This window comes from Kitasatospora sp. NPDC032757 (assembly GCF_055579305.1).
Genome location: NZ_JBVINN010000017.1, coordinates 119,706 through 139,751 on the forward strand (window position 1 = coordinate 119,706; position 20,046 = coordinate 139,751).

Here is a 20,046-nt window from a genome sequence, read left to right on the forward strand (position 1 = left end):
GGCGCCAACGCTTTGATGCGCGCTTGCGGTGCGGAGCGTGCGATCGGGATCATCGCCACATGTTCGAGCTTCTCCCCGGCGTGGGCCTCCGGCTCCCGGGCCGCGCGGGCACGCTCCGCCTCGGTGCGGACGAGCGCACCGCCCAGTGGGCCGTCGCCACCGTCGCGGACGTGCGCGCGGGGTGGGTCTGCGGTGCCGGCTGGTCCTTCACCGCGCGCTACCAGGGGCTGGAGCTCGACGCCCTCGGCGACGTCGTGGACCGCTACGGCCGGTACCGGGACACCCCCGGCCTGGGCGGCATCAGCCTCACCCGCGACCCGGCCACCGGGGCCGGCCCGTCGGCCTGCCCGGTGGTCCTCCACGGCATCGACCTCTTCGGCCACCCGCGCCGCGAGGTCCTCGACGCCCTCGGCGACGGCCTTCCCCCGACCGTCCGCCTCCACGGAGACGGCGAGTACCTCAGCGCCGCCCGGCTCGACGCGGAACGGGTACCGGCCACCTGAACCGGTACGCCCCTCCCGCCGTGGCTCCCCCGCTCCGGCGGCTCCGGCTCAGGCCGGTTCAGGCTCCGGCTCGGGCCGTCCGACGGCCGACCGGCCCGGGGGTGAATCCTTTGGCGATGCCCGTGCCTCCTATACATGTCTCCGACGAACGTCGGGACGGATCTGGAGGTTGTCGTGATCGTCGGTATCGCTGTCGCCGTCACCGTGGTGCTCCTGTGCACGTGCAGTGTCGTCGTGCTGCGCAGGCGGGGGCGGGGCCGTGGCTGAGTCCACCGCCTGGCCGGGCGAGCGGTTGGTCGTCGCCGCGCAGCGCGGTGACGTCGACTCGATCGCCGCACTGGTGTCGGGCGCGCACCCGCATGTGCAGCGGTTCGCCCGCTCGTTGTGCGCGTCGCCGGAGGACGCCGAGGACGCGGCGCAGGAGGCACTGATCATCCTGTACCGCAAGATCGGGATGCTGCGCGCCTCCGGTGCCCTGGCGTCGTGGATGTTCCGCATCGTGCGCAACGAGTGCCTGCGCCGCGCGCGCACGCTGCTGCGCGAGCACCCGCCGGCGGGCGACGACGCCGGGCCGTCGGCCGAGGACGAGGCGCTGCAGCGTCTGGAGGCCGGGCGGGTGGCGGCGGCGATCGCGGCCCTCCCGGCGGACCAGCGCCGCGTCCTGGTGATGCGGGACGTGCAGGGCCTCGGCGGGCGGATGGTCGCCGATGCGCTGGGCCTCAGCAGCGCCGCGATGAAGTCGCGGCTGCACCGCGCCCGCGCGACCGTCCGGCAGACGCTGCGGGACAGAACCGATCCGGCTTTCGGAGGCAGAGATGACTGACCGTCCCGACTTCTCCAGCACTTCCCTGCCCCGGCACCTGGCGCGTGGCGCGGTCGGATTCGGCGCGCTGGCCGGCTCGTTCGCGCTCGTTCCGCTGGCCGGGCCGGTCTCCCTGCTGCTCCTGCCGGTCGGCGTGCTCGCCCTGCGCGGGTGCCCGATGTGCTGGGCGGTCGGGCTGGCGCAGACCGTCTCGCGGGGCCGTCTGAAGCGCTCCTGCACGTCGGACGGCCGGTGCCGGCTCTCCGTCGGCGGGCCCGGCTGAAACGGCGTCGCGCCGGTCCGCACAAGGATGCGGGCGGGCGCGACGCCGTTCGTGCCGGTGTGACCCGGGCCGTCCGCGGCCGTCAGCCGATGGAGCGGGGGAGACGGGTGGTCAGGTAGAGGACGGTGAAGGAGCCCAGGAGCTGGATGCCGAGGCAGAGGGCCAGGGCACGGTCCATGCCCAGCGTCGGGGCGAGGGCCAGGTAGAGGGTGCCCAGGGTGGCGACGCCGAGGGCGAGGCTGGACTGCTGGCCGGTGGCGAGGACGCCGCTGCCCACGCCCGCCCGGTCGGCGGGGACCTTGGAGAGGACGACGCGGAACAGCGGGGTGCCGATCAGGCCCTGGCCGATGCCGGCGAGGGCGACGCCGGGCGCCATCCGGAGCGGGGAGAAGTGGGCCCAGTCGGCGAGGACGGTGAGGGCCAGGGTGGCGAGGCCGATCGCCTGGACGACGGCGCCGGCGGTGAGGACGCGGCTGCCGAAGCGGCCGATCAGGCGGGGGCCGGAGAGCGAGGCGGCGAAGTAGCCGACGGCCATCGGGACGAGTGCCCAGCCGGCCGCGACCGGGCCGAGGTGGAGGCCCTGCTGGAGGGCGACGGCGATCACGAACATGAAGCCGCCGAAGCCGCCGAAGTAGGGCAGGGCGATGCCGAGGCCGCGCCGCATCTCGGGGATCCGCAGCAGGGTGGGCGGCACCAGCGGGGTGTCGCCGCGGCGCTCGGCGCGCAGCTCGACGACACCGAACGCGACGGCGAACACCGGGAAGAGCGCGAGCAGCAGCCAGGACCAGAGCGGCCAGCCGGCGGCGCGGCCCTCCATCAGCGGGACGAGCAGGGCGAGCAGCGTGGCGGTGAGCAGCAGCGTGCCGGGGACGTCCACGCGGGCGGCCCGCTCGGCGCGGCTCTCGGGGACGTACCGGACGGCGAGGGCGAGGGCGAGCAGGGCGAACGGGACGTTCAGCAGGAAGACGGAGCGCCAGCCGGTGCCGAAGAGGTCCGCGGCGACCAGCATCCCGCCGAGCACCTGCCCGATGACCACCGAGATGCCGCCGACCGCGCCGTAGACGGAGAGCGCCTGGCCGCGCCGGGCGCCGTGGGTGGCGGCGGTGATGGTGCCGAGCACCTGGGGGATGAGCAGGGCGGCCGAGGCACCCTGGGCGGCGCGGGCGGCGACCAGGGTCCAGGCGCCGGGGGCGAGCCCGCAGGCGAGCGAGGTCAGGGCGAAGGCGGCGGCGCCGACGACGAACAGCCGGCGGCGGCCGAAGATGTCGCCCAGCCGGCCGCCGAGGACGAGCAGGACGGCGAAGGCGATGCCGTATCCGGCGGCGACCAGCTCCAGGACGGCGGGGCCGGCGGCCAGGTCGTGGTCGATGGTGGGCAGGGCGACGTTGACGATGAAGAAGTCGAGCATCGGCAGGAACGCCCCGAGCAGGACGGTGACCAGCCCGGCGGTGCCGAGCGAGGCGGTGCCCTGGACCGCGACGCCGGGGGTGGTGGCGGCGGGCCGGGCGGTTGCGGCGACGGTGGTCTTGGCGACGGTGGTCTTGGCGACGGTGGTCTTGGCGACGGCGAGTTGTGGGGTCACGGGTCATACGATCCGCCACCCGACAACCTGGTACCAGAGTGTGGTTATCCAGGTATAAGAAGTACCTGGCAACAGGCTTCCGGGTGCCGCATGCTGGGTGCATGAGCCTCACCACCACGCCCGCCACAGCGTCCCGCGCGACCGGCCGCGGAGGCCTTTCCCCCGACGGGGCCCGGCGGCACGAGCTGGCCGCCTTCCTGCGCAGCCGCCGCGAGCGGATCGCGCCCGAGCAGGTGGGCCTGCCGATGACCGGACGCCGCCGGACGCCGGGGCTGCGCCGGGAGGAGGTGGCGCAGCTCGCCGCGGTCGGGGTGACCTGGTACACGTGGCTCGAGCAGGGCCGGGACATCCAGGTCTCCGCCCAGGTGCTGGACGCGGTCGCCCGCGCCCTCCGGCTCGACCCGGCCGAGCGGGCCCACCTGTTCGCGCTGGCGGCGGCGGACGATCCGTCACCGGTGGTGGAGTGTCTGACGGTGACCCCGGCGATCCGGTTGCTCCTGGAGCAGATGTCGCCGATGCCGGCCGCGGTGATCAACGCCCGGTACGACGTGCTGGCGTACAACCCCTCGTACACCCATATCGTCGGGAACCTCGACGAACTGCCCTTCGAGGACCGGAACCTGATGTGGATGGCGTTCACGCCGTCGCGCTTCCGGGAGGTGCTGGTCGACCACGAGGACGGGCGTGAGGGGATGGTGGCCAGGTTCCGTTCGGGGATGGCCGACCACACGGCCGAACCGGCGTGGAAGGCGCTGCTCGCCCGGCTGCGCAAGGCCTCGCCGGACTTCGAGGCGGCCTGGCAGCGGCACGACGTGATGAAGCCGGGCAACGGGCTCAAGCGGTTCCTCGTCCCCGGTATCGGGCTGCTGCACTGCGACTACACGAGCCTCTGGCTCGGGCCGCGTCCCAGCACCCGCCTGGTCGCTTACACGCCCAGGGACGAGGAGACCCGTGAGCGGATGGAGCTGATGGCGCGGGGGCTGCCGGGCGGGCGGTAGCCGGTCAGGCGCGCGCTGCCCGGCGGCCGAGCGCCAGGCAGAGGGCGGCGAGCGGCAGTTCGACGCAGCCGGCCATCACCACGGCGGCGAGCAGCGGCAGGCCGGTGCCGGCGGTGCCGATGTCGGCGAGGGCGTCGCCGGCGAGCAGCAGCGCCACCGCGCAGGCGGGCCGGATCGCGGCCGGGCTGCGGCGCCGCAGCAACGCGTCGAGCGAGACCAGGGCGGCGAGTTCGAGCAGGTCGAGGACGACCCACGAGGTCTCGTGGCTGACGGCCAGCACCGCCAGCCAGGGAAGCAGCACGAGGGCCGCGAAAGCGGGCACCCGCTCGGTCCACGCGGGCAGCGCCGGGGCGGCAGGGCGGGTGGGGGAGCACGGCAGCGCCCCCAGAACGGCGGTGCTCATCGCTGACCCCCGGCCGTGCCGACCGGCACACCCCGCCGACTGCCGCGGACCCGCGCCAGCGGCTGCCGCTCGCGGCCGCCCGCATGCTCCACCAGCACCCCGCCGAACCGCCCCCGCGCCCAGGCGAGCCAGAACTCCCCGGCCACCGTGACGACTTCGGGCACCTCGACGGCCCGGCCGCCGGCTCGCCGCAGCCACCCGCCGGTGAACCGCACGGCGGGCGCCGCACCGCCCTGCGGCAGCCGCCCCCAGGCCAGCCCGTACCGCCCCCGCGCACCGGGGACGGCGCAGCGCCGGGCGCCGCGCAGCAGCTGCGGGGTGAGCCGGGCCGCGACCAGGACGTCCAGCAGCTCGCCGTGCTCGTACACCTCCAGTGCCGCGCGCCCCCGCGTCGCCCGGACGCTGCGCACCGCCCACGGCCCGCGCGGCCCGGCGGGCCCGGCCGGGTCGGACGGACCGACCGGCAGCGGACCTTCGGCGTCGGCCGCGCCGGTACCCGGGCCGGGCCGCCCGTGGGGCGGCGTGGCGGAGTGCGATGCAGTGCTCGTCATGCCGTCAAGACTTCCGCGCACCACCCCCCGGCGTCGGTAGTGCGCCGCCCCGAATCGGGGGTGTACCTGGGTACACCCCCGCTCTCCAGCTCCCTTCATGGCGTCAGTCGATCTTCGGGCTCTACGCTGTCGGCCATGCCCTCCACCCCGCTGCGCCGTGCGCTCGCCAGGAGCGCCGAGCGGCCGCCGTGGTCGGCCGCCGCCTGGCGCGACACCCGCTTCATAGCCGCCGGCATCCCGCTGGCCGTGCCGATCTGGCTGGCCTGTCTCACCCCGAAGGCCTTCCTGCCGGTCACCGCCCTGGTGCTGCTCTGCCTGCGGCTGCTGACGGCGGCCCAGCGCGGCCGTCTGCGCATCCTGCGCGGGGTCGAGGTGCCGGTGCTGCTGCAGTCCGCGGACACCCCGGCGGGCCTGCTGACCAGGCTGCGCACCGGGGTGAGCTGGCGTCAGGTCGGCTACCACCTGCTGGCCGGCCCGCTGTTGGCGCTGGGCGCGCTGGGGGCGCTGTACGCGTGGGGCGCGGGCCTGGTCATGGCGACCGTGTACGGCTGGGTCTGGCTGATGCCGCCGGGCAACCCGCTGCGGTCGCAGTGGGCCGGGGAGAACGCCCTGTACACCGTGAGCGGTGTGCTGCTGCTGGCCGTGACGCCGTGGGTGGTGGCCCTGCTGGCCAGGCTGGAGGAGCTCGCGGCCCACCGGCTGCTCGGCCCGGGCCGGACGGAGACGCTGGAGCGCCGGGTCGAGGAGATCACCGAGAGCCGGGCGGGCCTGGTCGACGCCGTCGACGCCGAGCGCCGCCGGATCGAGCGCGATCTGCACGACGGCGCCCAGCAGCGGCTCACGTCGCTGGCGATGAACCTGGGTCTGGCCCGGCGCACCTTCAAGGACGTGGCCCCCGAGGTCATGCAGGTGATCGTGGACGCGCACGAGGAGGCCCAGGCCGCCATCGACGAACTGCGCGACCTGGTCCGCGGCCTGCACCCGGCCGTCCTGGAGGACCGCGGCCTGGACGCGGCGCTGTCCGGCATCGCCGCCCGCGCCCCGCTGCCGGTCCGGCTGGACGTCGCCCTGGTCGAGCCGATCGCCCCGACCGTCGAGGCGGTCGCGTACTTCACCGTCTCCGAGGCGCTGACCAACGTCGCCAAGCACGCCCGCGCCACCCGGGTCGACCTCTCGGTGCGGACGGTCGGCGGCCGGCTGCTCCTGGTCGTCAGCGACGACGGTGTCGGCGGCGCGGACGCCTCGCGCGGCACCGGTCTGACCGGCCTGCGCAAGCGCGCCGCCTCGGTCGACGGCTCGCTGTCCGTTCTCAGCCCCCTCGGGGGTCCCACCACCATCACCGTGGAGTTGCCGTGCGTGCTGTGATCGCCGAGGACTCGGTCCTGCTCAGGGTCGGTCTGGTCAAGGTCCTGGAGGCGGTGGGCTTCGAGGTGGCCGCCGCCGTGGGGGACGCCGAGGAGCTGCTCGCCGCGGTGGAGGAGCACCGGCCGGGGGTGGTGGTGGCGGACGTCCGGATGCCGCCCGGCTTCACGGACGAGGGCGTCCGGGCGGCGCTGATGATCCGCCGGCAGTGGCCCGAGGTGGCGGTGCTGCTGCTCTCCCAGTACGTCGAGGAGCGGTACGCGGCCGACCTGCTGGCCACCAACACCAGCGGGGTGGGCTATCTGCTCAAGCAGCGGGTGGCCAATGTGGACGACTTCGTGGACGCCTTGCAGCGGGTCGCCGAGGGCGGCACCGCGCTGGACCCGGAGGTGGTCGCCCAGCTGCTGGTCCGCCGCCACCGGGACCCGCTGGAGAAGCTGACCCCGCGCGAGCGGGACGTGCTGGGACTGATGGCGGAGGGCCGCTCGAACGCGGCGATCGCCGCCGCCCTGGTGGTCAGCGACAGCGCGGTGGCCAAGCACATCAACTCGATCTTCACCAAGCTCGACCTGCCGCCCGCCGACGCCAGCCACCGCCGGGTGCTTGCGGTGCTGCGGTTCCTGGAGGTCGGGTAGCGGTGGCGGAGGACCGGACGGCGATCCGCGGGCACCGTGCCTGGCGGATCACCGGGACGTCGGTGGTGGCGCTGGCCGTCGTGTGCGGCGGCGCGCAGACCTGGGGTCTGGTGGTGCAGCAGCAGCGGACGTCCGACCGCTCGTACCCGGTCGCGGCGACCAGGGTGCACCTGGACACCGGCTCCGCGGCGGTGCGGATCAGGCCGGGGCAGCCCGGCCGGGTGCTGGTGACCGAGCATCTGGACTGGACGGTGCGCAGCCCCAGGGTCGAGACCGTCTTCGAGGGTGACGTGTTCAACGTCAGGATGCGCTGCAACCAGGTGGTGCCGGTGGTGGACCTCGGCTGCGGTGCCGTGATCGAGCTGGAGGTGCCGCCGACGGCCGCGGTGGACGGCGGGGGCTCCTCCGGGAGCATCGACATCAATGGCCTGAGCGGGGACGTCCGGGTGGCGGCCACCTCGGGGGCGGTCCGGCTGAGCGGGCTCTCCGGGCAGGTGTACGCGCGGACGACGTCCGGGGAGGTGCGGGCCACCGGCCTCGACTCCGCCCGGGTCGAGGTGCACGCCACCTCCGGCGCGGTCGACCTGGGCTTCGCGCGCCCGCCGCACGCGGTGGCGGTCGGGGTGACCTCGGGCGAGGTGTCGCTGGCCCTGCCGCAGGGCTCGGGCTACCGCTTCGGCGTCGACCGCGGGTCGGGCAACGGCCACATCGATCCGCGGCTGTCCAACCCCGCCAGCCCGGACACCGTGCAGGTCACGTCCACCTCCGGGGCGCTGAGCGTGAACCCCGTCGAGGGCTGAGCGGACGGGCCGGGCGGACGGCCGAAGGGCCGATCCGCGGGTGGGGGACAATGAAGAGTCCCGAATCCCCGTCCCCGAGGTCAGCCGCGCATGACAGTCACGCCCGCACCCACCGCGACCGCCGCCGAGTTCGCGCCGCTGACCATCGGCCCGATGCAGGTGTGGCCGCCCGTCGTGCTGGCACCGATGGCCGGCATCACCAACGCGCCGTTCCGCACGCTCTGCCGTGAGCAGAGCGGCGGCAAGGGCCTGTACGTCTCCGAGATGATCACCACCCGGGCCCTGGTCGAGCGCAACGCCAAGACGATGCAGCTGATCAGGTTCGACGCGAGCGAGAAGCCGCGTTCGATCCAGCTCTACGGGGTGGACCCGGTGACCGTCGGCAAGGCGGCCCGGATGATCGCCGACGAGAACCTGGCCGACCACATCGACCTCAACTTCGGCTGCCCCGTCCCCAAGGTCACCCGCAAGGGCGGCGGCTCGGCGCTGCCGTACAAGCGCAACCTGCTGCGCGAGATCCTCCGCGAGGCCGTCGCCAATGCCGGGGACCTCCCGGTGACCATGAAGATGCGCAAGGGCATCGACGACGACCACCTCACCTTCCTGGACGCCGGCCGGATCGGCGCGGAGGAGGGCGTCTCCGCGATCGCCCTGCACGGCCGCACCGCGGCCCAGCACTACGGCGGCACCGCGGACTGGTCGGCGATCGCCCGGCTGCGCGAATCCGTCCCGGCGCACATCCCGGTGCTCGGCAACGGGGACATCTGGTCGGCGGACGACGCGGTGCGGATGATGCGCGAGACCGGCTGCGACGGTGTGGTGGTCGGCCGCGGCTGCCTGGGCCGGCCGTGGCTGTTCAAGGACCTGGTGGCGATCTTCGAGGGCGAGACGGACTACGCCCGCCCGAGCTTCGCCGACGTGGCGCGGGCCATGGTGCGCCACGCGCAGCTGCTCGGCGAGTGGCTGGGGGACGAGGCGCGCGGCGTGATCGACTTCCGCAAGCACGTGGCCTGGTACACCAAGGGCTTCTCGGTCGGCTCCGAGCTGCGGGTGCGGCTGGCCAACTCCTCCTCGCTGGCCGGCCTGGCCGAAACCCTCGCCCAGGTGGAGCAGTCCCAGCTCTGGCCGGCCGGCGCGGACGGCCCTCGCGGGCGCACCAGCGGCAACAACCGGGTGGTTCTCCCGGAAGGCTGGTTGGACGATCCGTACGACTGTGCTCTGCCCAGTGCGGACGCCGAATCGGACACCTCCGGCGGATGATCTGTCCTTAGTGGCGAAAACACCCCTTGACCGGTGATTGCCACCGCGTCCCAGCCCTCTTGTCCTATCTGGCCAAGAGGGCTCCTTTTTGGTGCATCATTGTCACGGAAACAGGCGGACGTCCGCACGTAGTGCGACGATCGGCGGAGGAGGACTACGCCCGACCCGCGAGATGCGCTCGTGACGCTTGCCACATACGGTGGCGACTGACGGTCACTCAGGGGACGAAATGGCCACATCGGCGGTGAATCGCTTCCCGAAGGGGAGTGGCACGGATCGGCCGGTCCGGGTGCAGGAAATCAAGTCGGGGCAACACGGTGGACCGCCGACCGCTACCCTCCGTCCCGTTCGTGTGATCTTCCGGTTTCCTTGCCTTCAAGAGTTGAAGGCAAGCTCGCGTCATCCGGACGATTTCACCAACAGAGGTGAACGCCTTTATGTGCATTCGATCTGCCGGGTTACCGCCGAGTACTGGCCTCGTACGGCCTATTGGCGGCGCAAAAGCGCCTTCGAAATGGGTATGTTCTCCGGCGTCAGGCCAACCGTGTGCGAGGAGACCGACCCGTGCCGTCGCAGCAGAAGTTTGTTTACTCCTTCACCGAAGGAAACAAGGACCTCAAGGATCTTCTTGGCGGCAAGGGCGCGAACCTGGCCGAGATGACCAACCTGGGTCTCCCCGTCCCTCCGGGGTTCACCATCACCACCGAGGCCTGCAAGGTCTTCCTGGAGACCGGCAGCGAGCCGGCCTCCCTGCACGAGGAGATCAGCGCCCACCTGGACGCGCTCGAGCAGGAGATGGGCAAGAAGCTCGGCCAGGCCGACAACCCGCTCCTGGTCTCGGTCCGCTCCGGGGCCAAGTTCTCCATGCCCGGCATGATGGACACCGTCCTGAACATCGGCCTCTCCGACGCCTCGGTGGTCGGCCTGGTCGCGCAGTCTGGCAACGAGCGTTTCGCCTGGGACTCCTACCGCCGCCTGGTCCAGATGTTCGGCAAGACCGTGCTGGGCGTCGACGGCGAGCTGTTCGAGGAGGCCCTGGACGAGGCCAAGCACGCCAAGGGCACCACCAACGACCTGGACCTGGACGCTTCCGACCTCCGGGAACTGGTCGAGGTGTTCAAGGGCATCGTCGAGCGCGAGACCGGCCGGGCCTTCCCGCAGGACCCGCGCGAGCAGATGGACCTCGCCGTCCACGCCGTCTTCCACTCCTGGAACGGCGACCGGGCGCGGCTCTACCGCCGTCAGGAGCGCATCCCGAACGACCTGGGCACGGCGGTCAACGTCTGCTCCATGGTCTTCGGCAACCTCGGCGAGGACTCCGGCACCGGTGTCGCCTTCACGCGTGACCCCTCCACGGGCGCCGTCGGCGTCTACGGCGACTACCTCTCCAACGCCCAGGGCGAGGACGTCGTCGCCGGCATCCGCAACACCCTGCCGCTCGCCGACCTGGAGCAGCTCGACAAGAAGTCGTACGACGAGCTGATGGCGATCATGCAGAAGCTCGAGAACCACTACCGCGACCTCTGTGACATCGAGTTCACCATCGAGCGCGGCAAGCTCTGGATGCTCCAGACCCGCGTGGGCAAGCGCACCGCCGCCGCGGCCTTCCGGATCGCCGTCCAGCTGGTCGACCAGGGCCTGATCGACCTGGACGAGGCCCTGATGCGGGTCACCGGTGGCCAGCTCTCGCAGCTGATGTTCCCGCGGTTCGCCCCCGACGCCACCTCCAAGCAGATCGCCTGGGGCCTCGCCGCCTCGCCCGGCGCCGCGATCGGCAAGATCGTCTTCGACTCCTACACCGCGGTGAAGTGGTCCCGCTCCGGCGAGAAGGTCATCCTGGTCCGCCGCGAGACCAACCCGGACGACCTGGACGGCATGATCGCCGCCGAGGGCATCCTCACCTCGCGCGGTGGCAAGACCTCGCACGCCGCCGTCGTCGCCCGCGGCATGGGCAAGACCTGTGTCTGCGGTGCCGAGGAGCTCGAGGTCGACACCAAGCGCCGCCGGATGACCACCTCCGACGGCCTGGTGCTGGAGGAGGGGGACGTCGTCTCCATCGACGGCGCCACCGGCAAGGTCTACCTCGGCGAGGTACCCGTGCTGCCGTCCCCGGTGGTCGAGTACTTCGAGGGCACCCTGCACGCCGGCGCCGACGTCCAGGGCGGCCTCGTCCAGGCCGTGCACCGGTTGATGTCGCACGCCGACGGCCGCCGCCGGCTCGCCGTGCGGGCCAACGCCGACAACGCCGAGGACGGCGGGCGCGCCCGCCGCTACGGCGCCCAGGGCATCGGCCTCTGCCGCACCGAGCACATGTTCCTCGGCGAGGAGCGCCGCAAGGAGGTCGAGCACCTGATCCTGGCGGACAACGACAAGGACCGCGAGCTCGCGCTCTCCACCCTGCTGCCGCTGCAGAAGGGCGACTTCCTGGAGCTCTTCCAGGCGATGGACGGGCTGCCGGTCACCGTCCGCCTGCTCGACCCGCCGCTGCACGAGTTCCTGCCCGACATCACCGAGCTGTCGGTGCGCGTCGCCCTCGCCGAGGCCCGCAAGGACCCGAACGAGAACGACCTGCGCCTGCTCCAGGCGGTGCACAAGCTGCACGAGCAGAACCCGATGCTCGGCCTGCGCGGCGTCCGCCTCGGCCTGGTCATCCCCGGCCTGTTCGGCATGCAGGTCCGCGCCATCGCCGAGGCCGCCGCCGAGCGCAAGCTGGCCGGCGGGGACCCGCGTCCCGAGGTGATGATCCCGCTGGTCGGCACCGTCCAGGAGCTGGAGCTGGTCCGCGACGAGTGCGAGCGCGTGCTCGCCGAGGTCGCCCAGTCCACCGGCGTGCAGCTGGACATCAAGCTCGGCACCATGATCGAGCTGCCGCGCGCCGCCGTGACGGCCGGCCAGATCGCCGAGGCCGCCGAGTTCTTCTCCTTCGGCACCAACGACCTCACCCAGACCGTCTGGGGCTTCTCCCGGGACGACGTGGAGGCCTCGTTCTTCACGGCCTACCTGGAGAAGGGCATCTTCGGGGTCTCCCCGTTCGAGACGATCGACCGCGACGGCGTCGGCTCGCTCGTCAAGCACGCCGTCGAGGCCGGCCGGGCCACCCGCCCCGACCTCAAGCTCGGCGTCTGCGGCGAGCACGGCGGCGACCCGGAGTCGGTGCACTTCTTCCACGAGGTGGGGCTGGACTACGTCTCCTGCTCCCCCTTCCGGATCCCGGTGGCGCGCCTTGAGGCCGGCCGCGCCGCCATCGAGACCGCGGGCAGCGACTCGCGCTGAGGCGGGTAGGCGCCCTCCTCGCCAGGCATCGGCGAGGAGGGCCCGTCCGACCACGGCGCGGTCCCGTCGCTGACCGCATCCCTCCCGCTCGGGAGGGCGTACACCGGAGCTCGGCGCAGGAGAACCGGCGTACGTAACGCAGCCGGGGCGGGAACGGACAACGGCGTCCGTTCCCGCCCCGGCCGCTTCTTTCGTGGCGCCCTTCCCGCGGCGCCGGGTGGCCGTGGCCACGCGTGTGGCCGCCCGGCCGCGGCCGGGCCTGATGCCAAGCTGGAGCGCATGACCAGCAAGAACCGCCTGTTCGTCCTCGTGGCCGCCCTGATCTGCGCGATCGCCGCCGCGGGCGGGTGCGCGCTCTCGGGCAACGGGACGAGCCACCCGAAGGCGGCCGCCTCCACGAGCCCGGCCTCCGTCGCGAGCCCGGCCGCGCCCAAGCCTTCGGCACCCCGGCCGTCCGCCCCGGCATCGTCCGCCCCGGCATCGTCCGCCCCGGCATCGTCCGCACCCGGGCCGTCGTCACCGGCCGCCACCTGGGTGCCCACCGACCCCGCGCTCGCCGACGTCTGCCGCACCAAGCTGCCCAGCCAGGCCCGCGACACCCTCGGCCTGATCGCCAAGGGCGGCCCGTACCCGTACCGCTCCGACGGCATCGTCTTCGAGAACCGCGAGAACCGCCTCCCGCGCAAGGGCTCCGGCTACTACCACGAGTTCACCGTCGTCACCCCCGGCTCAGGCGACCGCGGCACCCGACGCGTCGTCACGGGCGACGCCGGCGAGCAGTACTGGACGGCCGACCACTACGGCACCTTCCAGGAGATCGACGCGCGCTGCTGAGAGCCCTGTCGGGCTGAGGGTTTCCGGTGCGGCTGTCCTGCCGAACCGGGGAGCCCCGCCGAACCGGGAGCCGTGCCGAACAGGGAGGCCTTCGGTGTCGGAAGTCCTGCGGTTTTGAGAGTACTTTCCAAGTTGGAATGTAGATGCCATAGTGGAACCGGCGAGAGCGCGGTGCCCTCGCGCAGACTCCAGGGGGACTCCATGAGCAGTGCCGAACCCGTCCGGTCCGACGACCTTCCCGCCGCCGAGGCGCTGCGCCTCGCCCTGCGGGCCCAGGCGGCCGCCCAGGCGCCGCGCTCCCTGCCCGCGTGGTTCGGCCCGGCCTTCGCGGTCTCCTTCGCGCTCTACGGGACGGGAGTCGGCCAGGCTGCCCACGCGCACCTGGCCTGGCTGAGCATCGTGCTGGCCGTGGCCTTCGCCGCGCTGACCGGCTGCCTGGTCGCGGTCACCGCCCGCAGTGGCGGCATCGTGCACCGGCTGGAGCCCGTCTTCGGGCATCTGGTCCGCCGGGCGTTCCTGCAGCTGGTCGGGGCGGCGCTGGCAGCGGCGGGGCTCGCCTTCGCGCTCGGCGGCGACGCCCGCTGGGTGGGCGCGGCGGTGGGGATCACGGCCGGCGCGGTGTTCTGGGCGACGGCGGTGTGGCTGAACGCCCGCATCCGGCGCGAGCTCGGGGCGCGCTGATGCCCGCCGCGCTCGACCCGCTGCTCCAGCATCCGACCAGGCTCACCGTCCTCGCCTTCCTGAGCGCCTGCGCGGAGGCCGAGTTCGGCGCCGTCCGGGACCACTGCGAGGTCTCCGACTCGGTGCTCAGCAAGGCCGCGGCCGCGCTGGAGGAGGCAGGCTACGTGGCGGTGAAGAAGGGCTACGTCGGCAAGCGCCCGCGGACCTGGCTCGCCGCCACCAAGGCCGGGCGTGCGGCCCTGGCCGGCCATCTCGCCGAACTCCAGCGCCTGGTGGCCGCCGCGGCGGCCGCCGGAGCCGAACACGAGGGCCGGTAGGGGGAGTTCGCCGGCCCGTCGCCTACCGCCTGCCGCCTTTCGCCTGCCGATGGCGTTGGCTTCGGCGCCCGGCAGGCTGCTCGGCCGGGGGCCTGCCCGCCGCTTCACCGACGGGTAACGGTGTTGACGCGGCGCCGGTCGGGCGCTGTGCTGGGGCACGATGACGACCCTTCACACCGGCCCCGCGCTCGACGCGCTCAACGGCCTCTCCGTCGGCGACGCCCTCGGCGCCCAGTTCTTCGTACCCGACACCGCCGCGGCCCACTTCGCCGCCCGTACCGCGCCGCCCGGCCCCTGGCCGTGGACCGACGACACCGAGATGGCCTGCTCGGTGTACGCGGCACGGACCGAGCGAGGCGCGATCGACACCTTCGACCTCACCCACTCCTTCGCCCGCCGGCACGACTTCGACCGCGGCTACGGCCCGGCCGCCAACCGGATGCTCCGGCTGATCCGCGAGGGCGGCGATGCCAGGGCGCTGGCCGCCGAACTCTTCGACGGCCAGGGCTCGTACGGCAACGGCGCCGCGATGCGGGTGGCGCCGCTGGGCGCGCTGTACGCGGACGATCCGGCCGGGGTGGTGCTGCCCGCCGCAGACACCGCGATGACCACCCACACCCATCCGCAGGCCGTCGACGGCACGATCGCCGTCGCGGTGGCCGCCGCGTACGCGGTCCGGGCCCGGACCGGGACCATGACGCCGGACACCTTCCTGACGGCGGTCGCCGCGCTCACCCCGCGCGGTGCCGTGCGCGACGGCCTGACCGAGGCGATCGGCCTGCTTGCCGAGCCGGACCTGAAGGTCGCCGCCGAGGTGCTCGGCAACGGCAGCCGGACCAGCGCCGCCGACACCGTCCCCTTCGCGCTCTGGTGCGCGGCCCGCCGGCTCACCGACTACCCGGCGGCGGTCTGGGAGGCGATCGGCGCGGGCGGGGACATGGACACCGTCGCCGCCATCACCGGCGGCGTGGTCGCCGCCCACACCGGCACGGTCGGCATTCCGGCCGCCTGGACGGCCGCCCGCGAGCCGCTCCCCGCGTGGGCCTTCCCCGTGCCGGGCGGCGTGGCCCCCGCACCGGTGGACCGGACCCACCTGAAGCCGCTCCTGCTGCCGCGCCGGTGCCCGGTGCCGGACGTGGTCTGGACCGACGAGCAGTGGCGGCGGATCAGGGCCGGACTGCGCCCCGGGGGGACGGCGCAGATGTGGGAGTCCTACACCACCGAGGGCGTCCTGCACCTGCACCGGAGTCGGACCGGTTCCGCGGTCTGGGACGTCCGGGTGGCTCCGGTGCCGCGCGGCGGCTGGCGGCCCGTTTCTGCGCTGGTCGAGGCGCACCCCGGCCGGTACGAGGGTCGCCCCGACGCCGGGCAGCTGGCGACGGTCCTCGCCCTGGCCGCCGAGGGCTACTCGCACTGAGCCCGCGCCGGACGGCGGCCGCCCGTGGGGCCGCCGCCACCGGTGAACGAACGGCCCGCCGGGAGGTGCCGCCGGCCCGTGGCCCTCAGGCCGTGATCAGCTGCCCGGCGCCGCCGCCGTGTCTAAGGCACTCCTGGTTGATCGCCCGGTCCGGGGCGCTCGGCGAGGTGGCGGCGGCGATCCGGAGCTCGATGATGTCCCGTACGGCGGGCCATTCGGAGTCGAGGATCGAGTAGAACGCGGTGGAGCGCACCACCCCGTCCAGCCCGCGCGAGTGCGCCCGGCGGACGCCCTCGGAGGTGGCGCCGAGCCGCTCGATGGCCGCCCGGGAGCGCATGTTGCGGGCGTCCGCGCGCATCGAGATCCGCTGCACGCCCCACTCCTCGAAGGCGTACCGGAGCATCAGCAGCTTCGCCTCGGTGTTGATGCCGGTGCCCTGTGCGCGCGGCGAGAGCCAGGTGTTGCCGATCTCGGCGGCGTCCGGGACGGCCGTGGCGGGGTCGCCGAACGGCACGCCGGGCACCGGCGGCCAGACGACCGGGCCCTGCCAGTAGTCGAGTTCCAGGAACCGGGTGGAGCCGACGACCCGGCCGTCGGCGACGCTCACCGTCGCGAACGGCAGCGACCGGCCCGCGGCCTGGTCGGCAAGGGCGCGCGCGATGTAGTCGCGGGCCGCTTCCAGGCCGTGCGGGACGGGCGTGAAGGCGTAGGTCGTACGGTCCTCGGCGCCGGCCTTGGCGATGGCCTCGGCGTGGTGCGCGGCGAGGGGCTCCAGCCGCACGGTGCGGCCGGTGAGGATGACAGGTACGGGCACGGAACCTTCGGTCCTTCATCGGTCGGAGGGTGCGTCCCGTGCCGGGGTGCGGCGCGGGCTGCGGGGACTTCGCCCCGGCTCCGGAGACCGCCCGTCCATGCCCGTGCACGCCGGAGGCCGGTCGAGCGGGGTGGGGGCGGCGGCCCGGAGGCGGGCAGCGCGGTGCCGGAACGGACACGGGTCGACGGACCGGTCCGGCGGGATGAGCGAGGGGACAGTGTGCGTCCGCGAGATGGCCGAGGAGGAAACGAGAGCGCGAAGGGAAGCAGGCGGCCAGATGAAGGCAAGATGCGTCGTGGGTGGCTGGCCGAACACCGGGCCGGGTCGTGATCGACGGCGTTACGGACGACGTGACGACGACGCGACGATGCGAGGCAGCGAGAGGACGATACCCGCCAGAAGGCGGTGCGTCACTTCGCAGCACACGAATGGGCGCGCCGGTCTGCCGCGGACGCCTCCGGAAGGGCCTGTGGACGCCCGTGACCAGCGCTTTTCCATCCGGGTGCGATCATGGTCGGGACGGCACTCCGGCGAGCCGCGGAGGGCACTCCGGCGGGCCGCCGGGCGTTCACCGGTGCAGTGGCGGTCCGAGGCCGGGCCAGGGCGGGAATTCCGGCGGGGCCCGGCACGCTGCAGACGAGGAGAAGCCGGTACGAGTCGACGAGTAGAGAACGGGGTTGGGTGCGCGGTGCGTGATCCCCAGGCGCTGTACGAGCTGGATCAGCAGGGCGTGGCCGCCGTGGCCGCGGCGAACGCCGCGTTGGCCGATACCGGCGCCGGTTTGGTGCTGCTCCACCACTTCGAGGGCTTCATGGATGCCGGTGAGGCCGGCGGCCAGGTGGTGGCCCACCTGTTGGAGCAGGGTTCGCCGCAGGTGGTGGCCCGTTTCGACCACGACCGCCTGGTGGACTACCGGGCCCGCCGCCCGGCGATGGTCTTCGACCGTGAGCACTGGTCCTCCTACGACCCGCCGGAGATCCTGCTCCAGCTCGTCCACGACGCGGCCGGCGCGCCCTTCCTGCTGCTCACCGGGCCCGAGCCGGACGTCGAGTGGGAGCGCTTCTCCGCGGCCGTGCGCGGCCTGGTCGAGCAGTTCGAGGTCCGGCTGACCCTGGACTTCCACGGCATCCCGATGGGCGTGCCGCACACCCGCCCGGTCGGCCTGACGCCGCACGGCAACCGGCTGGACCTCGCGGCCGGCTACCCGCAGTGGTTCGAGCAGGCCCAGGTGCCCGGCAGCGCACAGGCGCTGCTGGAGTACCGGCTCGCCGAGGCCGGGCACGACGTGCTGGGCTTCGCCGTGCACGTGCCGCACTACGTGGCGCGCTCGGAGTACCCGGCGGCGGCGGTACTGATCCTGGAGGCGGTGCAGTCGGCCACCGGCCTGGTGCTGCCGGGCACCCGGCTGCGCGAGCGGGTCGGCGAGGTCTACGCCGACATCGAGGAGCAGCTGGCCCAGGGGGACGGCGAGATGCGCTCGGCGATCCGCGGTATGGAGGGCCAGTACGACGCGGTGGCGGGCGCCGAGGGCCGGGAGAGCCTGCTGGCCGAGCCGGTCGACCTGCCGTCGGCGGACGAACTGGGCCGGCGCTTCGAGCAGTTCCTCGCCGAGCACGAGCGCGGCCCCGAGTAGGACGGGCGCGGCCCCGGGCGCGACGGGTACGGCCCCGGGCGGGCCGCGTGCCGGGCGCGCCTCGGGCTGCAAGAATCACCGGACGGGCGGGAGTCATCCGACACCGCCCGTTCGTTGGCGAGTGAGGTGCCCGGGGGACGGGCCGCCGCAGGGAGAGACGTCGCCGTTCCGACCCCCGGGGGGATTCCATGCCGGTGCCCGCACGTTGGGCTGCTCGTCCACGTTCGGCCGCTCGTCCGGCGGCCGGGCGGGCCGCTGTTCTTGCCACCGGGCTGGCCGTGCTGCTGGCCGGCTGCAGCGGCGGGGGCGGAGCGAACGGCTCCGGCGCCGCTGCCTCGGACGCCCCGCGCCCGGTGCGGGCCACCCCGACCCCGACGCCCACCCCGACCCCGACACCCGCCGGTCCGTACGTCGCCCTCGGGGACTCCTACACCTCGGGCCTGAAGATCGCCCCGCAGGTGGGGGAGCCGAAGGGCTGCGCCCGCTCGGCGGTCAACTACCCGTCTCTGGTGGCCAAGTCGCTGGGACTGGCGGACGGCCAGTTCCGCGACGTCAGCTGCAGCGGCGCCCGCACCGGCGACCTGACGGACTCCCAGCAGACCGACGGCGGGGCCAACCCGCCCCAGCTGGACGCACTCTCCCCGGCCACCCGGCTGGTCACGGTCGGGATCGGCGGCAATGACGCCGGGTTCATGGAGGTCGTCGGCCAGTGCGCCAAGGAGAACCTGGCCGACGCGGTGAAGGGCCTGATCGGCTCGACCCGGGCCGAGGCGCCGTGCCGGGAGCACTATTCCACCCCCGGTGGCGCCGGCGACCAGGTGCAGCGCAAGGTCGACGCGGCCGGCGAGCGGCTGGGCCGGGTGCTCCAGGAGGTCAAGCGCCGTTCCCCGCAGGCCCGGGTGTACGTGGTCGGCTACCCGGCGCTGCTGCCCGCCGACCCGGCGAGTTGTGTGCCGGTGCTCGGCAGTACCGTCGCCGCGGCCGACCTGGGGTTCCTGGCGGAGAAGGAACAGCAGCTGAATGCGATGCTCAAGGGCCGCGCGGAGTCGGCCGGCGCGGTCTTCGTGGACGCCGCCGCCCCCTCGGCCGGCCACGACATGTGCGCCGGCGCGGCCGACCGCTGGGTGGAGCCGCCCTTCCCGGCGTCCGGCCTGGCGGCGATCCACCCCAACGCCAAGGGGCAGGAGGGCGTGGCCGCCGCCCTCCTCAAGGCCGTCCGCGGCTGACCGCCCCGGGCCTCGGGCCTCTCGGCTCCGGACTCTTCCGCTCCCGGCCGTTTCAGCCCGGCGCTTTCAACGCCCCGAACGCCCCGCGCCGCTCCGGGCCACCAGGGTGACGCTGCGCGCCAGTTCGGCGGCGTAATCCCAGGTCAGTGACGGCACGTCGAACAGCAGCCGGTACCACATCGGGCCGAACACGAGGTCGATCAGGTGGTCGTCGTCCGGGTGGACGACCTCGCCGCGCTCCCGGCCCCGTGCCAGCAACTTGCGTACGGCCGTCCGCCGTACCGTGATCAACCGCTCCCAGAGCAGGGCGCCGAACTCCGGGTCCTGCAGTGCCTCCGCGGCCAGGGCCCGGTTCAGCGTGCCGCTGACCGTCCGCTGCGCCTCGAACGTCGCGGTGAGCAGGACGGTGAGGTCACCGAGCAGCGAGCCGGTGTCCGGCGTCGGCAGTTCGGTCGCGGCGAAGCTGCCGAGGGTGTCCAGCACCACCTCGCCCTTGCTGCGGTAACGGCGGTACACGGTCTGCTTGGAGACGCCGCTGAGTGCCGCGATGCCTTCCATGCTCAGGCCCCGGTAGCCGTCGCGTTCGACGATCTCGGTGACGGCCGCGCGGATGGCGGCGTCGACGGCAGGGTCGCGTGGTCGTCCAGTCATGACGCCCACCCTAAGGGGTTG

The 20,046-nt window shown here is 73.7% G+C and carries 20 protein-coding genes; 15 read left to right on the plus strand and 5 right to left on the minus strand.

Going from position 1 to position 20,046, the window contains the following annotated elements:
* The first annotated feature begins 59 nt into the window (after nucleotides 1–59).
* The 3 genes from ACZ5WK_RS20495 to ACZ5WK_RS20505 all read left to right on the plus strand — a co-directional run bounded on the left by ACZ5WK_RS20495 (nucleotide 60) and on the right by ACZ5WK_RS20505 (nucleotide 1,588).
* Nucleotides 60–503 carry a hypothetical protein gene (locus ACZ5WK_RS20495; protein ID WP_465548772.1) on the plus strand — a complete coding sequence of 148 codons (444 nt, stop codon included), beginning with the start codon at nucleotides 60–62 and terminating at the stop codon, nucleotides 501–503.
* A gap of 259 nt (nucleotides 504–762) precedes the next feature.
* Nucleotides 763–1,326: an RNA polymerase sigma factor gene (locus ACZ5WK_RS20500; protein WP_396323245.1), complete on the plus strand. Its 564-nt coding sequence runs from the start codon at nucleotides 763–765 to the stop codon at nucleotides 1,324–1,326.
* Nucleotides 1,319–1,588: a hypothetical protein gene (locus ACZ5WK_RS20505; protein WP_465548773.1), complete on the plus strand. Its 270-nt coding sequence runs from the start codon at nucleotides 1,319–1,321 to the stop codon at nucleotides 1,586–1,588. The genes ACZ5WK_RS20500 and ACZ5WK_RS20505 overlap by 8 nt, the downstream gene beginning before the upstream one ends.
* 82 nt (nucleotides 1,589–1,670) lie before the next feature.
* Here ACZ5WK_RS20505 and ACZ5WK_RS20510 read toward each other — a convergent pair whose 3' ends face one another.
* Nucleotides 1,671–3,170, minus strand: a complete 1,500-nt coding sequence (locus ACZ5WK_RS20510; protein WP_465548774.1) for an MFS transporter — start codon at nucleotides 3,168–3,170, stop codon at nucleotides 1,671–1,673.
* Nucleotides 3,171–3,271: 101 nt separating this feature from the next.
* Here ACZ5WK_RS20510 and ACZ5WK_RS20515 point away from each other — a divergent pair, with 101 nt between their 5' ends.
* Nucleotides 3,272–4,168 (plus strand): helix-turn-helix transcriptional regulator, encoded by an 897-nt coding sequence (locus ACZ5WK_RS20515; protein WP_465548775.1) that lies wholly within the window; start codon nucleotides 3,272–3,274, stop codon nucleotides 4,166–4,168.
* 4 nt (nucleotides 4,169–4,172) lie between these two features.
* On the opposite strand, the gene ACZ5WK_RS20520 is transcribed toward ACZ5WK_RS20515, so the two are convergent.
* On the minus strand, nucleotides 4,173–4,571 hold the full coding sequence (locus ACZ5WK_RS20520; protein ID WP_465548776.1) for a hypothetical protein: 399 nt from the start codon (nucleotides 4,569–4,571) through the stop codon (nucleotides 4,173–4,175).
* Nucleotides 4,568–5,122: a hypothetical protein gene (locus tag ACZ5WK_RS20525; RefSeq protein WP_465548777.1), complete on the minus strand. Its 555-nt coding sequence runs from the start codon at nucleotides 5,120–5,122 to the stop codon at nucleotides 4,568–4,570. The genes ACZ5WK_RS20520 and ACZ5WK_RS20525 overlap by 4 nt, the downstream gene beginning before the upstream one ends.
* Before the next feature lie 135 nt (nucleotides 5,123–5,257).
* Between ACZ5WK_RS20525 and ACZ5WK_RS20530 the strand changes: the two genes are divergently transcribed.
* From ACZ5WK_RS20530 to ACZ5WK_RS20570, 9 genes are all read left to right on the plus strand, one after another.
* Entirely contained in the window at nucleotides 5,258–6,487 is a 1,230-nt protein-coding gene (locus ACZ5WK_RS20530) for a sensor histidine kinase (RefSeq protein WP_465548778.1), read from the plus strand.
* Nucleotides 6,475–7,119: a response regulator gene (locus tag ACZ5WK_RS20535; protein WP_148645238.1), complete on the plus strand. Its 645-nt coding sequence runs from the start codon at nucleotides 6,475–6,477 to the stop codon at nucleotides 7,117–7,119. The genes ACZ5WK_RS20530 and ACZ5WK_RS20535 overlap by 13 nt, the downstream gene beginning before the upstream one ends.
* 2 nt (nucleotides 7,120–7,121) lie before the next feature.
* Entirely contained in the window at nucleotides 7,122–7,919 is a 798-nt protein-coding gene (locus tag ACZ5WK_RS20540; RefSeq protein WP_465548779.1) for a DUF4097 family beta strand repeat-containing protein, read from the plus strand.
* Between the two features lie 90 nt (nucleotides 7,920–8,009).
* The gene (dusB, locus tag ACZ5WK_RS20545) at nucleotides 8,010–9,179 is read left to right on the plus strand and encodes a tRNA dihydrouridine synthase DusB (RefSeq protein ID WP_465548780.1); all 1,170 of its coding nucleotides are present in this window, start codon (nucleotides 8,010–8,012) and stop codon (nucleotides 9,177–9,179) included.
* 564 nt (nucleotides 9,180–9,743) lie between these two features.
* Nucleotides 9,744–12,452 carry a pyruvate, phosphate dikinase gene (gene ppdK, locus ACZ5WK_RS20550; RefSeq protein ID WP_396323255.1) on the plus strand — a complete coding sequence of 903 codons (2,709 nt, stop codon included), beginning with the start codon at nucleotides 9,744–9,746 and terminating at the stop codon, nucleotides 12,450–12,452.
* A gap of 279 nt (nucleotides 12,453–12,731) precedes the next feature.
* Nucleotides 12,732–13,286, plus strand: a complete 555-nt coding sequence (locus ACZ5WK_RS20555) for a ribonuclease (protein ID WP_465548781.1) — start codon at nucleotides 12,732–12,734, stop codon at nucleotides 13,284–13,286.
* A 201-nt stretch (nucleotides 13,287–13,487) separates the two neighbouring features.
* Nucleotides 13,488–13,967: a hypothetical protein gene (locus tag ACZ5WK_RS20560; protein ID WP_465548782.1), complete on the plus strand. Its 480-nt coding sequence runs from the start codon at nucleotides 13,488–13,490 to the stop codon at nucleotides 13,965–13,967.
* Complete coding sequence (locus ACZ5WK_RS20565) at nucleotides 13,967–14,284, plus strand: transcriptional regulator (protein ID WP_465548783.1); 318 nt, start codon at nucleotides 13,967–13,969, stop codon at nucleotides 14,282–14,284. The genes ACZ5WK_RS20560 and ACZ5WK_RS20565 overlap by 1 nt, the downstream gene beginning before the upstream one ends.
* A 160-nt stretch (nucleotides 14,285–14,444) precedes the next feature.
* Nucleotides 14,445–15,701, plus strand: a complete 1,257-nt coding sequence (locus tag ACZ5WK_RS20570; RefSeq protein ID WP_465548784.1) for an ADP-ribosylglycohydrolase family protein — start codon at nucleotides 14,445–14,447, stop codon at nucleotides 15,699–15,701.
* An 85-nt stretch (nucleotides 15,702–15,786) separates the two neighbouring features.
* Here the strand turns inward: ACZ5WK_RS20570 and ACZ5WK_RS20575 are convergent, their stop codons facing one another.
* Nucleotides 15,787–16,515 carry a GNAT family N-acetyltransferase gene (locus ACZ5WK_RS20575; protein WP_465548785.1) on the minus strand — a complete coding sequence of 243 codons (729 nt, stop codon included), beginning with the start codon at nucleotides 16,513–16,515 and terminating at the stop codon, nucleotides 15,787–15,789.
* 688 nt (nucleotides 16,516–17,203) lie between these two features.
* Between ACZ5WK_RS20575 and ACZ5WK_RS20580 the strand changes: the two genes are divergently transcribed.
* Both ACZ5WK_RS20580 and ACZ5WK_RS20585 read left to right on the plus strand, forming a co-directional pair.
* Complete coding sequence (locus tag ACZ5WK_RS20580; RefSeq protein WP_465548786.1) at nucleotides 17,204–18,148, plus strand: PAC2 family protein; 945 nt, start codon at nucleotides 17,204–17,206, stop codon at nucleotides 18,146–18,148.
* Between the two features lie 194 nt (nucleotides 18,149–18,342).
* Nucleotides 18,343–19,374: an SGNH/GDSL hydrolase family protein gene (locus ACZ5WK_RS20585; protein WP_465548787.1), complete on the plus strand. Its 1,032-nt coding sequence runs from the start codon at nucleotides 18,343–18,345 to the stop codon at nucleotides 19,372–19,374.
* 66 nt (nucleotides 19,375–19,440) lie between these two features.
* Here ACZ5WK_RS20585 and ACZ5WK_RS20590 read toward each other — a convergent pair whose 3' ends face one another.
* Nucleotides 19,441–20,025 carry a TetR/AcrR family transcriptional regulator gene (locus ACZ5WK_RS20590; RefSeq protein WP_465548788.1) on the minus strand — a complete coding sequence of 195 codons (585 nt, stop codon included), beginning with the start codon at nucleotides 20,023–20,025 and terminating at the stop codon, nucleotides 19,441–19,443.
* Between the last annotated feature and the right edge of the window lie 21 nt (nucleotides 20,026–20,046).